General features: G+C 40.2%; 15 protein-coding genes and 1 other annotated feature. Of the genes, 3 read left to right on the top strand and 12 right to left on the bottom strand.

The annotated features are described in order from the left end of the window. Window positions 1-3: 3 nt before the first annotated feature. The 11 genes from sufU to ACIFUW_RS02450 form a co-directional block, all read right to left on the bottom strand. The gene (sufU, locus tag ACIFUW_RS02500) at window positions 4-474 is read right to left on the bottom strand and encodes a Fe-S cluster assembly sulfur transfer protein SufU (protein WP_002287684.1); all 471 of its coding nucleotides are present in this window, start codon (window positions 472-474) and stop codon (window positions 4-6) included. Next, window positions 461-1,696: a cysteine desulfurase gene (locus ACIFUW_RS02495; RefSeq protein WP_002287683.1), complete on the bottom strand. Its 1,236-nt coding sequence runs from the start codon at window positions 1,694-1,696 to the stop codon at window positions 461-463. Before ACIFUW_RS02495 ends, sufU begins: the two co-directional genes overlap by 14 nt. After that, a complete protein-coding gene (gene sufD / locus ACIFUW_RS02490; RefSeq protein WP_002287681.1) occupies window positions 1,693-2,979 on the bottom strand; it encodes a Fe-S cluster assembly protein SufD in 1,287 nt (428 codons plus the stop codon). Before sufD ends, ACIFUW_RS02495 begins: the two co-directional genes overlap by 4 nt. Window positions 2,980-2,991: 12 nt before the next feature. Next, complete coding sequence (gene sufC / locus ACIFUW_RS02485) at window positions 2,992-3,765, bottom strand: Fe-S cluster assembly ATPase SufC (protein ID WP_002287679.1); 774 nt, start codon at window positions 3,763-3,765, stop codon at window positions 2,992-2,994. Window positions 3,766-3,961: 196 nt separating this feature from the next. After that, a complete protein-coding gene (locus ACIFUW_RS02480; RefSeq protein WP_002287678.1) occupies window positions 3,962-4,810 on the bottom strand; it encodes a MetQ/NlpA family ABC transporter substrate-binding protein in 849 nt (282 codons plus the stop codon). Window positions 4,811-4,833: 23 nt separating this feature from the next. After that, entirely contained in the window at window positions 4,834-5,520 is a 687-nt protein-coding gene (locus tag ACIFUW_RS02475; RefSeq protein ID WP_002287674.1) for a methionine ABC transporter permease, read from the bottom strand. Continuing rightward, window positions 5,513-6,547, bottom strand: coding sequence for a methionine ABC transporter ATP-binding protein (locus ACIFUW_RS02470; RefSeq protein WP_002304234.1), 1,035 nt, complete (start codon window positions 6,545-6,547; stop codon window positions 5,513-5,515). The genes ACIFUW_RS02475 and ACIFUW_RS02470 overlap by 8 nt, the downstream gene beginning before the upstream one ends. A 62-nt stretch (window positions 6,548-6,609) precedes the next feature. Beyond that, window positions 6,610-6,866: a binding site (T-box leader), on the bottom strand. Window positions 6,867-6,941: 75 nt separating this feature from the next. Next, the gene (locus ACIFUW_RS02465; RefSeq protein WP_002291179.1) at window positions 6,942-7,280 is read right to left on the bottom strand and encodes a glycine cleavage system protein H; all 339 of its coding nucleotides are present in this window, start codon (window positions 7,278-7,280) and stop codon (window positions 6,942-6,944) included. A 1-nt stretch (window position 7,281) separates the two neighbouring features. Continuing rightward, on the bottom strand, window positions 7,282-7,638 hold the full coding sequence (locus ACIFUW_RS02460; RefSeq protein WP_002295166.1) for an arsenate reductase family protein: 357 nt from the start codon (window positions 7,636-7,638) through the stop codon (window positions 7,282-7,284). A 5-nt stretch (window positions 7,639-7,643) separates the two neighbouring features. Then, window positions 7,644-8,831 carry an FtsW/RodA/SpoVE family cell cycle protein gene (locus tag ACIFUW_RS02455; protein WP_002291183.1) on the bottom strand — a complete coding sequence of 396 codons (1,188 nt, stop codon included), beginning with the start codon at window positions 8,829-8,831 and terminating at the stop codon, window positions 7,644-7,646. A gap of 190 nt (window positions 8,832-9,021) precedes the next feature. Beyond that, window positions 9,022-9,867 (bottom strand): LysR family transcriptional regulator, encoded by an 846-nt coding sequence (locus ACIFUW_RS02450; RefSeq protein ID WP_002297022.1) that lies wholly within the window; start codon window positions 9,865-9,867, stop codon window positions 9,022-9,024. Window positions 9,868-10,100: 233 nt separating this feature from the next. On the opposite strand from ACIFUW_RS02450, the gene ACIFUW_RS02445 reads away from it, so the two are divergent. Further along, window positions 10,101-11,066, top strand: a complete 966-nt coding sequence (locus ACIFUW_RS02445) for a TDT family transporter (RefSeq protein WP_002291188.1) — start codon at window positions 10,101-10,103, stop codon at window positions 11,064-11,066. Window positions 11,067-11,442: 376 nt separating this feature from the next. After that, window positions 11,443-12,486, top strand: a complete 1,044-nt coding sequence (locus ACIFUW_RS02440) for a YeiH family protein (RefSeq protein WP_002289776.1) — start codon at window positions 11,443-11,445, stop codon at window positions 12,484-12,486. Between the two features lie 61 nt (window positions 12,487-12,547). Here the strand turns inward: ACIFUW_RS02440 and ACIFUW_RS02435 are convergent, their stop codons facing one another. Then, a complete protein-coding gene (locus tag ACIFUW_RS02435; RefSeq protein WP_002289775.1) occupies window positions 12,548-13,012 on the bottom strand; it encodes a methylated-DNA--[protein]-cysteine S-methyltransferase in 465 nt (154 codons plus the stop codon). Window positions 13,013-13,257: 245 nt separating this feature from the next. Between ACIFUW_RS02435 and ACIFUW_RS02430 the strand changes: the two genes are divergently transcribed. Next, the gene (locus ACIFUW_RS02430; protein WP_002289773.1) at window positions 13,258-14,205 is read left to right on the top strand and encodes a glycosyltransferase family 2 protein; all 948 of its coding nucleotides are present in this window, start codon (window positions 13,258-13,260) and stop codon (window positions 14,203-14,205) included. The last annotated feature ends 87 nt before the right edge of the window (window positions 14,206-14,292 follow it).

Raw genomic sequence — 14,292 nt, 5'->3', positions numbered from 1 at the left:
TTCTCACTCCTCTTCCTTGTGGTAATGATGGAAAGCTGCGGTACCATCGTTTTCCATTGCTTTTCCTAGTGCTTTCCAGGCAAGTGTCGCACATTTGATCCGAGCGGGAAATTTAGCTACACCACCAAGCATAGCAGCATCGCCTAATTGGTCGGGATCTTTGACTTCTTTTCCTTGGACAAGCTGTAGAAAGTCTACAGTTAAATGTTCTGCTTCTTCTATTGATTTTCCGATGACGGCGTCTGTCATCATCGAGGCACTTGCCGTACTGATGGAGCAGCCACTGCCGTCAAAGGCGATATTTTTGATGATTCCGTCTTTTACATCGACTTGCAATTCGATCACATCTCCACATGTGGGGTTGTTCAATTCGATCTTGCTTGTCGAGTCAGTCAAGCTTCCACGATGATGCGGATGGGAAGAATGATCCAAGATCACTTGACGGTATAAATTGTCTAATTTAGATAGTCCCATGTTGGAAAAACTCCTTTGTTGCCATGATTGCTTCAACTAAACGGTCGGCGTCTTGCGTTGTGTTGTAGAAATAAAAGCTCGCGCGAGCAGTCGCTGATACTTCAAGGTACTTCAATAGCGGTTGCGCACAATGATGACCTGCTCTGACGGCTACCCCTTCCATGTCTAAAGCTGTCGCGACATCATGGGGATGTAACCCATCCAAATTGAATGCAACGACTCCTGTCCGAAAATTCGGGTCTTGTGGACCATAAACAGTCAATCCATCAATTGCTTGTAATTTTGGCAACACATAAGCGGCTAGTTCTTCTTCATATCGATGGATATTGTCCATACCGAGTTTTTGCAAATAATCGATTGCATGGCCTAATGCGATAGCGCCGGCGATATTTGGTGTCCCTGCTTCGAATTTCCAAGGTAGTTCTTTCCATGTACTGTCGTATAATTCGACAAAATCGATCATTTCGCCACCAAATTCAACAGGTTCCATTTCTTCTAACCATTTTCGTTTACCATATAAAACACCAATACCTGTTGGTCCGCACATTTTGTGTCCGCTGAAAGCAAAGAAATCACAGTCTAGTGCTTGGACATCAATGGCCATGTGCGGGGCAGATTGAGCACCATCTACTACGATGACCCCGCCGTTTTCATGGACAAGTTCAGCTAATTCTTGAACAGGATTGAAGACACCTAAGACATTGGATACATGAGCAATGGAGACGATTTTGGTTTTGTCCGTAATCTTTTTCGCTGCATCCTCCATATCCAGGAAGCCTTCTTCTGTTAGTTCGATATATTTCAAGACAGCACCTGTTCGTTTTGCCAACTGCTGCCACGGGATAACATTAGAATGATGTTCCATGTAAGAGAGCACTATCTCGTCTCCTGCTTTGATATAGCGGTCGCCGAAGGTTCTGGCTACCCAATTCAAGCTTGTCGTCGTACCACGAGTAAACAGCACTTCTGCTGTTTCTTTTGCATGGATGAACGCCCGTACTTTTTCTCTTGCTTGTTCATAATCATGGGTCGCGCGTTCTGCTAACGTATGGACACCGCGATGAACATTGGCGTTATCGTGTTCGTAATAGTACGCTAATGCCTGGAGTACTTGTTTTGGCTTTTGGGTCGTCGCTGCATTATCCAGATAAACTAAAGGTTCATCATTGACGTCTTGAAATAAGATAGGAAAATCATTGCGTAGCTTTTTAGCATCGATCATCCATTCAACTTCCCTTCGATTACTTCGACTAATTCTTTCCGAACTTGTTCTACAGGGATTGCTGTTAAGACAGAACCGAGGAATCCTCGAATCACTAAGCGCTCTGCTTCTTCTTTATGCAATCCTCTACTCATCAGATAGTACATTTCTTCTGGATCAACTCGTCCTACACTGGCAGCATGTCCAGCAGTTACTTCGTTTTCATCGATCAAAAGAATAGGATTCGCATCACCACGTGCTTTATCAGAAAGCATCAAGACACGACTTTCTTGTTGGGCATCTGCACCTTTTGCCCCTTTCAAGATGTGGCCGATACCATTAAAGGTCAATGTTCCTTTTTCTCGGATCACTCCGTGTTGCAAAATATGCCCGATCGTATGAGGGGCTTTATTGGTTACTCGTGTATCGATTCCTTGGATTTGTCTGCCCGAGCTGATTGCCACGATTTTGACTTCTGCGTGTGCACCTTCTCCTGCTAAATCTGAGTCAAAGTCAGCGATCACATGACCGTCATTCATGACACCAATTGCCCAGTCGACAGAAGCATCTCGTAAAATGTGCCCACGGCGATTCATATAAGAAGTAATATTTTCTCCTAATTGATCTACGGCTGAATATTTGATTTTTGAACCAGCTTTAGCGATGACTTCCACGATGATATTACCTGATGATTTTGCTACTTGTTCTTTGGTTGTCTGGAAACGTTCCAGATAAGAAAATTCACTATGTTCATCTGCCACGATCAACACATGCTTGAAGAAGTGCTCATCGGATGCGCCATCTTGAATGAATAAGGACTCGAGTGGTTCATCGATCACGACATTTTTAGGCACATACAGGAAAATACCGCTGTTCATAAAAGCTACATGGAGTGCAGTCAATTGGTCTTCGTTCATGTTTACTGCTTTTTTCATATAATATTCTTGGACTAGTTCTGGATATTCGATCATTGCAGTGAACAAGTCGGTAAAAATGACTCCTTTTTCTGCTAATTCCACAGGCAGTTGTTCAAAAATCGTCCATGAACCTTGTTGGACAAGCACAGGATTGTCTTTCATTGCATCAAATGCCGGAATCGTGCCTGTTTCACTGATGGTTTGTGTTTCTTTCACATCAAATAACGACCAGCGATGGAATTTCACCCGATCGATATGCGGCAATGGCAGTTCATCTGCTTTCGCTAGTGCGTCTTGACGGAAGGTTCTCATCCAATCAGGTTCGCCTTTACTTAAAGAAAAATCATTTACCGCGTCAAGATAATCGAGCCAGTTTTTTTCTTTCATTCTTGCTCCCCCTTACGCTTCTTCTTCTTTATAGTCGATTCCTAATTCTTTACTGATACCAGCGTAGCCTTCTGCTTCCAGACGTTTAGCTAGGTCAGCATTCCCTGTCATGACTACTCGGCCTTCCATCATGATGTGAACGACATCAGGTGTGATATAGTTCAATAATCGTTGATAGTGGGTGATGATCAATGCACCGAAATTGTCTCCGCGCATTTCATTTACTCCTTTAGCAACGACTTTCAAAGCATCGATATCCAGACCTGAATCGATTTCGTCTAAAATTGCAAATGTAGGTTCTAACATCAACAATTGCAGGATCTCATTCCGTTTCTTTTCTCCGCCAGAAAAACCTTCGTTCAGATAACGTTCAGCCATTTCTTCTGGCATATTTAGTAAAGCCATTTTTTCATCTAACTTTTTCAAAAATGCCATAACAGAAATTTTGTCGTTTTCATCACGTTTCGCATTGATCGCTGCACGCATGAATTCCGCATTCGTGATACCTGGTATCTCACTTGGATATTGCATAGCTAAAAATAAGCCAAGTCGCGCACGTTCATCTACTTCCAAGTCTAAAACATTTTTCCCGTCAAACAAAATTTCGCCTTCTGTTACTTCATAGTTTGGATTGCCCATGATAGCGGCAGATAAGGTAGATTTTCCTGTGCCGTTAGGTCCCATGATGGCATGGATTTCTCCGGTTTTCATTGTTAGGTTTACGCCTTTAAGGATTTCTTTTTCCTCGATCGACACATGTAGATTTTTTATTTCTAAGACAGACATGCATTATACCCCCAAATTCTCTTTCGTTCTCACTCATTTTAGACTAATTGAGAATGAAGCGCAATGACCTTCCTTACTAAAATCAAATATCTTTTATTTATTATTAAACAATTTTGATTTCTAAATTAGAATAGGTATAAAAAAGATGAGAAATAAGCCATTACAGACTTATTTCTCATCTTTTTTGTTCCATACCTTATTTTGCATCAGCCTTTACTGGTTTAACAGAGCCGCCCCATTTGTCTGTGATCCATTCTTGGACTTCTTTGCGGTGAAGCACTTCAATCAGTTTTTTGATTTTGTCACTGTCTTCATCACCTTTACGAGTCGCAATAATATTCACGTAAGGAGAGTTGTCCTTTTCAAGCAATACGGCATCTTCTAATGGATTCAACCCTGCGCCGTAAGCGAAGTTTGCGTTGATTGCAACTAGGTCACCTTCATCATTTTGGTACGTAGAAGCTAAAAGTGATGGGTCGATCGTATGGTTGAACTTCAAGTTCTTAGGGTTTTCTTCAATATCATCGAATGTTGCTGTTTCCAGATCTACTCCATCTTTGACTTTGACTAAGCCAGCATCTTGTAGAATTGTGATGATGCGTCCCCAGTCTGATTCAGAATTTGAAGTAATGATTGTTGCACCATCTTTTAATTCGGAAACATCTTTGACTTTTTTAGAGTACAAGCCCATTGGTTCGATGTGGACAGCACCGGCATTGACAAAGTCATATCCTTTTTCTTTGATTTCTTTGTTCAAATAAGGAATATGCTGGAAGTAATTGGCATCAATGTCGCCTTCTTCCAAAGATTGGTTCGGTAATACATAGTCATCGAATTTGACGATTTCAAGATCGATTCCTTCATCTTTCAATAATGGTTTCACATGTTCCAAAATCTCTGCGTGCGGTGTCGGTGAAGCGCCGACTTTCAATGTCGTGTCGTCTGCTTTATTTGCTGAATCTTTGCTGTCGCTGTTGTTACCGCATGCTGCTAATCCTACAGTCAGCAAAAGCGCTGCTGCAAATCCAAAAATTTTCTTTTTCATATCCTACATCCCCCTATATCCTATTATCTTTTGTCTGTTTTCTTAGTTAAGAAATCACCGATTCCTTGAACGATAAATACGATTAGTAAAATAATTAAAGTCGCAACGAATGTCACTGTTAGATTACCACGCTGGTAGCCTTCCTGCCAAGCAAGACCTCCAAGTCCACCTGCGCCGATCGCGCCGGCCATCGCAGTAAATCCGATCATCGAGATCGTTGTAACTGTTAATCCAGAAATCAATGCGGGAATACTTTCAGGTATCAAGACCTTCCAGATGATTTCCCAGTAACTTGCTCCCATTGCATCTGCTGCTTCCAGTACACCAGGGCTGACTTCACGAAAAGCAATCTCTACTAGACGGGCATAAAATGGTGCTGCGGATAAAACAAGAGCTGGAATGGCTGCTTGCGCACCTAGCATAGTGCCTACGATTGCTTTAGTAAATGGAATGATCAAAACCATCAGGATCATAAATGGCGTTGACCGGAAAATATTACTGATGATCGATACGATTCCATAAATGATTCGAGCATACGGTTTGTTTTTGCGTCCAATAGAGTAAAGGATCAATCCCAAAACTAATCCGATGATCGTCACTAAGACCATTGAGATTAATGTCATATATAGTGTATCAAGGATAGCCTGATTCATCGTTTCCGGGTTGATTTGTTTAAAATCTAGATATGTTTCTGAAAAGCTTTTATCCACGATGGATCACCTCAATTCCTACTCCTTGTTCTTTGATGAACACTTCTGCTTGATCTAATTCTTTGGTTTCACCAGTCATCAAGACAGTCAATGAACCAAAGGAACCTTCTTTCACTTGTTTGATCTTTCCATACACAACGTTGACATCGATGTTATAGCGTCGAATCGCTTGGGAAATGACTGGCTCGTTGGCATTTCTTTCGCTAAAGGTCAAAGTTGCCAAACGGCCGCTTGGATTTTCTTTGATGAGTTCAGCTAATAGTTCTGTCGAATCAGCTTCTGGTTCGATGTCTTGTTGTACAAAGCGTTTGGTTACTTCTTTTTTCGGTTGTCTGAAGACAGTCAATACGTCTCCTTCTTCTACGACTTTCCCCAACTCCATCACAGCGACTTTGTTGCAGATTTTGCGGATCACATTCATTTCATGTGTGATCAAGACGATGGTCAAATTCAATTTCTTATTGATCGCTAACAATAAGTCTAATACTTCTTCTGTTGTTTGCGGGTCCAATGCGCTAGTAGCCTCATCACAAAGCAGGATCTCAGGATCATTTGCCAATGCTCGTGCGATACCGACGCGTTGTTTCTGTCCGCCGGAAAGTTGTGAAGGATATGCTTGTCCGCGTCCTTCTAACCCGACTAAACGCAACAGTTCTTCTGCCCGTTCTTTACGTTTGCTCTTTGGTACGCCAGCTAATTCCAGCGGCAGCTGGATATTTTCAAGTACAGTTCTTGACCATAACAGGTTGAAATGCTGGAAGATCATACCGATTTTCTTTCGGAATGTACGTAATTCTTTGTTTTTTAATTTTGTAATATCTTGATCGTTTACGATCACTTCGCCGCTCGTGGGAAGCTCAAGTCCATTCAGGAGACGGACTAATGTACTTTTTCCTGCGCCAGAATAGCCGACGATTCCATAAATATCCCCTTTTTCAACGTTTAGTGAAACGTCATTGACGGCTTGGATGTTTCCGTTTTTCCCATTGAATGTCTTTTTGACATTCGTTAGTTGGATTAATGACATGCCATTCACATCTTTCTCTTATGATTTTTCAAACAAAAAAGCCTTCGCCCTCTTGCCTTAAGCAAAAGGACGAAAGCTTGAACTTCCGTGTTACCACCTTGATTTACCGTTACTTCGCAATAACAGCCTCTTCCAGTACTTGGACTTAGCTTCTTTCCGTATACTGTCGCGCTGTAACGGGCACTCCCGTAGTAAGTTTGCTTACGCTCGCTTACTCTGCTCTAAGACCATCTTCCATCTCATTTTCGTTACCCATTTTCAGCAAACAGGGCTCTCTTCAAACGTCCGTGACATGTACTCTTCTTTTCAAAGCTTTCTCGTTTCATATAGGATTGCTTATGATTATAGCAACTGGAAGAATCAGTGTCAACTTTTTTCAAGTGATTTTCTGATTTTATAATTCGTCAAATTCTTTTGGATCAACATCTTTGAAACTTAAGATCCACGCATTCATTTCATCTGAATCATTCAAGATATTGATATCTTCACCGATTTTATCATTAACAGAAGAAACTGTACCCGTTAGCGGGCTGGCAAATTCATTGACCGCTTTTTCCGCTTCAACTTCGATCAGAGGTTCATCTTTTTTTAGCGATTGTCCTGCTTTTGGCAGATTGGCAAACGTGATGTCTCCAAGTTCTTCTTGCGCTTCATTTGTCAAACCAACACAGTATTCTTTTCCATTAAATAAGATCCAAAGGTTGTCCTTTTTCTTCAAATGCTTGCCTGCCATTTTATATCAGTTCTCCTTCATAAATTTTTTCATTGAATCCAATTGCAACAAGCTGGTCCTCTCGTAAGATCAGTGGTCGCTTGATCAGCATACCATCTGTCGATAAGACTTGGCTCGCTTTTGAAGCCGTAAACTCGCCTACTTGATCTTTCAGTCCAAGTTCCCGATATTTCATCCCGCTTGTGTTGAATAGGCGACGGATTGGTACTTGACTCGTTTCTAGCCAAGTCTCAATCGTTGAGGCCTTCGGTACTTCTTTGATCATATCAACGGTTTGATAACTAACGCCATGCTGGTCTAACCACGCTTTGGCTTTTTTGCATGTTGAACATTTCGGGTACCAGTAAAAGGTGTACAATTTTCTTACCTCCTTGAAGATCTTGCAGGTGCTTCATTTTGGTATCTCATCGATAATATCAACCCGATACCGATCATGTTCCCTAAAATCGAGGATCCTCCCTGACTAATGAAAGGCAATGGGATCCCTGTTAAAGGAAGTAATCCGATATTTGCTCCAATATTCTCAAAGACATGGAACAGCAGCATCATGATCAAACCGCTTGCGATATAGGCGTAAAATTCATTATTCGTATCGAAACACACCCGAATCATACGATAGATTAAAATAAAATACAAGAAAATGACGAATGCACCACCGATAAAGCCGAAGTTTTCACCGATAACGGTAAAAATCATATCGGACTCACGAACAGGCACATAGATATTGCTTACGTTGAATCCTTTACCAAACAAGCCACCGGTACCAATTGCCAAAAGTCCTTGGGCCGGCTGATAACTCATTCCTGACGTATCATGGAAAGGGTCCAGCCATGAATCAATACGTGCAAACTGATAAGATTTGAATCCAACTTTATAAAGCAAGTCTCTTCCGCCTTCAGTCGTAACCAAGAAGATCGTTCCTGCTCCAACGACTACTGCCAAGATTACTACAGGTGCGATGATGCGCCAAGAGATTCCAGACATCAGGAAAATCCCGCCAAAGATCGCAAGAAAGACAAGCATCGTTCCAAAGTCATCTTGGGCCATGATCAATGCTAAAACCGGTATTGTCACGATCAAGAGCTTCCCAATCAGCCAAAAGTCCGATTTCATCGTCCGTTCTTTTACTTGCGTATTATGTTTAGTTACGATCAGTGCCATCATCAAGATGTACGCAATCTTCATCAACTCTGCTGGCTGGAAAGTAAACGCACCGAATCGAAACCAGTTTTTAGACCCTGTTGAAGCAGCTAAATTCTGATCATAGAATTTGAGCAAGAGTCCCATTACCACTAACCCCAAACCATAAAGGTAAGGAGTCAGTTTCCAGATCCATTTGGAATTCAAATGCATGATGACAACGATTGCTGCCGCTCCAACTAAATACCAGACAACTTGCATCCCTACGCCTTTCAAGACTGCTGGATTGTTCGGATCATGGCTAAGTGCTACATATAATGAGAGCAGACCAATCAAACATAACAGAAAGACTGGTAAAATCACGCCATAATCAATACGATTATCGTTCGAAGCTTTTAATTTTTTTTCCATGTTTCATCCCTTTTCTTAAAAACCATACTGCTGATTATTATAGCGGTCCAGTTAGATAATGGAAAGTCTTTCCATAGACATTTGGGAAAAATTAACTTTCCGTTTGTGCAGTTGCTTGAGCAAATGCAGTACAAAAGCCTACTGCTTATCTTTAGTGTATCATAGAACTTTTTTTGATACATGCAATTATCTACCAGCTGAGATTCTCCTCGCTGTGAGAAGTTTCTGTGCTTTCATTGTATCGAAGGATCTCTTCGGCAATCTCTAGCAGCTGATCAGAAACCAGATTGGTTCGTTGGATGAAATAAAAATATCGATGGAAATTCAACGGAGTCATTGGCACATTTTCTGGAACAGAGCGCTTAGACAAAATCGAGCGACCGATTCCTTCCTTCAGCAACGCAACAATTACATCGTTACTTTTCACGATCATCTTCTTATCTTGGATATTCATCTCTTCAAAATAACGCTGCGTGTAATGAAAAACACCAGAGTTTGCTTCTCTTACAAGCCACAATTTGCTTTTTGGGTCCCCAGCGATGACTAGCTGGTCTTCCATCAAAGAGTATCTTTGTACGCCGGAAGTCTCTAATGGCTTTTCGATAAAACCAAAATCGGATTCATGTTTCGCTACTTGTTCTAATGATTCATGAGAATTCGTGATTTCGATCTCAAAATGCACTTTAGGAAACCTTTTGATCAGATGTTTCATCAACTGAGGCAAAAGATAGACAGCAAAGGTGTGGGAAGCAACGATCCGACATACTTCTTCTTCATTTTGTTCATTGAGCAATTTTTGCTGAGTTTCTTCCCATTCTTCTAACAAAACCAGTGTCCGTTCATATAATAAGTCGGCTTGCTTAGTTGGAAGCATCTCTTTTCTTCCGTTACGTTGAAAAAGATCGATATTCAATTCCCGCTCCAACTGTTTGATTTGATTCGAGACTGCTGGTTGAGATAAAAACAGTACTTCTGCTGCTCTGGAAAAATTTCTTGTTTCATATACTGCTCGAAAAGTCGTTAATAACTTAAACATGGCACCACTTCCATAACTTTTTATGATAATTACTATAAAAACTATTTGATTTAAATATACAAAAAACCATCTATAATAGAAATGTACAACAAAACAGTTGCTGATCCAACTAGTAACTTAGATGAAGACAATCAGCTGTCTGCTTGCTCGTAATCATACATTCCTATTCATTTTACAATGTATTCGTTCATCTTGGTACTAAAATCTATTAAATAAAAAGGAGAATATTATATATGAAGAACTTTTTGAAAATTATTCCGATCCCGATCTGCGGGTTGATCCTTGGGTTAGCTTCCCTTGGAAATCTGTTTAAAGACTATCACCATGTTGCTTTAGGCAATCTAACTGGCGGTATCTCTATGATTCTTATGATATTCATTTTTGTTAAATTGTTTATCTTATTCGAACACACGAAACAAACGTTGCATGATCCAATCATCGCCTCCGTTTCACCAACTTTTACGATGTCACTCATGGTTATTTGTACTTATTTTGTTTCATATGAAAGTATTGCACCAATTGTCAAATTCATTTGGCTGTGCGCTGTTATCTTCCAAGTGATCCTTGTCTTTTATTTCAATTATCACCATGTTATCAAAGCTGATCTTTCAATTGAAGCAATTTATCCAAGCTGGTTTATCATTTACGTTGGATTTGGGGTCATCACTGTAACTGCCGGGAACTTCTTCCCACTTATTGGAAAAATTTTCTTTTGGATTTCATTGATCTGCTATGCGTTCTTATTGCCGATCATCATCAAACGTGTCTTTTTCGTAAGAAATATGGCTCATCCGACACGTCCGCTGATTACGATCGTTGCAGCACCTGGTTCTCTTTGCCTAACAGGTTATCTTAAAAACTTTGCTGAACCTAATTTTTATCTTGTCGTAGCATTGTTCGCTTTATCTCAAGTATTGTATTTCGTTGTGCTGTCTATGCTTCCACGTTTGTTCAAGCTTCGTTTTTATCCAAGCTATGCAGCCTTTACATTCCCGCTTGTTATCTCTGCAACAGCTATATTTACTACTGTTCATTACTTCAACAGTTTAGGTATCTATAGTAGCGTATTGGATTTCTTAAAAGTTGCGGAATGTCTGTTTGCAAGTGTAGTTGTCTTCTACGTTCTTGCTCATTACGTACGTTTCTTAATTAAAGAACATAGCAAACATGGAAAATTTGTTTCTAAAAAAATCGCTTAATAATCGATTCAATAGGTTGTGAAAAAGCTGTTCTGCATCAAGTAATAAGAACGGCCAAACAAAAACAGCTGTTCATGTTTTTGTACTGGTTGGGCTTATTACCGCAGATGCAAGCTTTTGAACACCGTTTACCAAGAGGTCGTAAAAGAAGTGGTCAGCTTCAAGAAATAAGAAGGAATTTACGAAAATTGCTTCTCAAATTTTTGTGAAATTTCGGCTTATTTCCGTAGAAGCTACTTCTGGAACACCGTTTATTCGAAACAAGAGGTCGTACAAGACTTTTGTCACGACCTCTTGTTCTTTTGTCAAAATACTGGTTTAGTGCTACTATGTTCGAGTATGCTTTTAGTATTTATTGACGAAAGGAACCGATCAAATGAAATCATTGTCACATCCAATAAAATCTGTAAAGGATTCAGCGGTCCGCGAAATCTTACCCGGTTTACTGCTTTCTTTTGCCATCGCTGCCTTCAGCAGGCTTCTTGCTATTTATCTGCCACAGTTAGGTGGAGCGACTATTGCTATTTTATTGGGTATTTTATTAGGAAATACTTTTTTTAAACAGCCTGTTCTAGCAATCGGCACAAAATTTGCTGAAAGCAAACTATTAGAATTCTCTGTTTTTTTACTAGGTGCAACTGTCACAGCTCAAACGATTGCTCAAATTGGTGTAAAAGGAATTGTTTTTGTGTTACTGCAAATGTCAGTCACTATCATCGGTGCTTACTTGATTGGTAAAAAACTGCAATTCAGCGATACTTCTTCTTTGATGATGGCTGGAGGAAACGCTGTTTGTGGTTCTTCTGCTATTGCTTCAATCGCCCCTTCCATCCATGCGAAAGAGGAAGAAAAAGGACAGATCATCACACTAGTCAATCTACTGGGTACTGTGATGATGTTGACTCTCCCTTTTCTTGGATTACAGTTGTTTGGTGGAAATCTCATTGAAAAAAGTGCACTTTTGGGTGGTACACTCCAATCTGTTGGTCAAGTAGTCGCTGGGGCAAGCTTACTTGACAATTCTGTTGTCGAATTCGCCATGCTATTTAAGATTCTACGTATTATGATGCTCGTTGTTGTTGTCTATCTGTTTGAAAAATTCATGCACAAGAAACAACCAGCTCTGTTTGAAACGCCAACTGATACGCAGAAAAAACGAAAATTACCGCTTCCTTGGTATGTATTAGGGTTTGTGATCTTTTGTTTGGTCAACAGCTTGTTTTCTTTACCTGTAGTTATTGACCAATCGGCACATTTTATCAGCAGCTGGTTTGAGATCACTGCTTTAGCGGCAATTGGTCTGCGTTTAGACTTTGCAAAATTCATGAAAGAAGGTACACGCTTCTTATCTTATGGATTAGCTGTCGGGCTTCTCCAAACAGTGATGGCTTTACTATTTATTTGGCTGATCAAAGTTTAGAATGAACATGAAAAAACAGTTGTGATTCTCGCATGGAACAATGTCCGAATCACAACTGTTTTTAATTTTGCAGATATCCTTCTAACAACAACAATTGGCGTTTGATTTCAACCCCATCTATTGCGTTTCCCATATATCCTGTCAGTTTTCCATTTTGCCCGATCACTCGATGACAAGGAATAACGATTGGCAATGGATTGGTTCGATTTGCCTGCCCAATCGCTCGCACAGCTTTCGGACTATCAACAGCAACGGCTACTTCTTTATACGTTCGGATTTCTCCATAAGGAATGGTCGACAAAGCTTTCCAGACATTTTGCTGAAAAGGCGTACCTCTCTTTATAGATAAAGGAACATCAAATTCTTTTCTTTTTCCCGCAAAATATTCTTCAAACTGTTCTTGTGTGCGCGTTAAAATTCGCTGATTCGCTGATTCGCTTTCTGAAATTGGCTGAAAAGATACAGCAGTCAATCCGGATTCATCTGCATCTAACCATAAAAAGCCGATAGGTGTGTGTATTTTCATTTTGTTTGCTCCTAGTCAATAGACTGGAACTTCCTCCTTTTTCTCTATCCAAAACTACTTGCCAACTAATAAAAATTGTTCTTAAAAGTTTGATAAACCGAGGAAACATGGTAAACTAAATACGTTAGTTTACAAAAAGAATACCTGTTCTTTTACGTAAAATCAAATTTTAAAGGTGTTATTTAAGGTTTATTAAATTTTGAATGTAAACCATATATAAACATACGATTGAAAGGATAGAAACGATGAAAGTATCAATTGTTGTCCCATGTTTTAATGAAGAAAAAACTGTTCCTCTTTTTTTTGATGAGGTTGAAAAATTCAAAGGTGCCCATGAGTTCGAATATTTGTTTATTGACGACGGATCAAAAGACGGTACGTTAGCAGCAATCAAGAAGCTAGCCTCAGCTTATCCTTATGTCCGCTTTGTCTCATTTTCCAGAAATTTTGGGAAAGAAGCGGCTCTGTACGCTGGATTGCAAGCTTCTACAGGAGATTTAGTGACCGTGATGGATGTTGATCTGCAAGATCCGCCCGAACTGCTTCCTGAGATGATCAACCGGATCACTACTTCTGATATCGATTGTGTCGGCACCCGGCGTTCGACTCGTGAAGGCGAGCCTGCGATACGCAGTTTCTTTGCGAAAAAATTCTACCAGTTGATCAATAAAATCAGCGATACAGAAATGGTCGATGGCGCTCGTGATTTCCGCTTGATGACTCGTCAAATGGTGGATGCCGTCCTAGAATTAACAGAATACAACCGATTTTCAAAAGGATTATTTAGCTGGGTCGGATTTAAAACAGAATATATTTCTTATGAAAACCGCGAACGTGTGGCTGGCGAAACATCTTGGTCCTTCTGGAAATTATTCAACTACTCGATTGATGGTATCGTGAACTTCTCGGATGCACCGTTAACGATTGCTTCATTTATCGGCGCTTTGTCTTGTGTCGGTTCTGGTATTGCAATTTTGTTCATTATTTTGCGGGCATTGTTGTTTGGTGATCCTACATCAGGATGGCCTTCCATGGTCTCGATCTTCCTGTTCATTGGTGGAATCCAATTGTTATGTCTTGGAATCATCGGGAAATATATTGGGAAAATCTTCTTAGAAACGAAACAGCGTCCTGTTTATATCATAAGAGAAACAGAAAAAGTGAAGCCAAATGAATTGAAGCCTCACCAATAATATACGTCAAATGAAGTAAACATTTTTTTAAATGAAAAAGGACTGTGACAAAAGTCTTGTCACAGTCCTTTTTTCCGAATAAATGGT

This window comes from Enterococcus sp. PLH-Efm8, from assembly GCF_053011625.1.
This window is presented reverse-complemented; position numbering and strand designations above follow the sequence as displayed.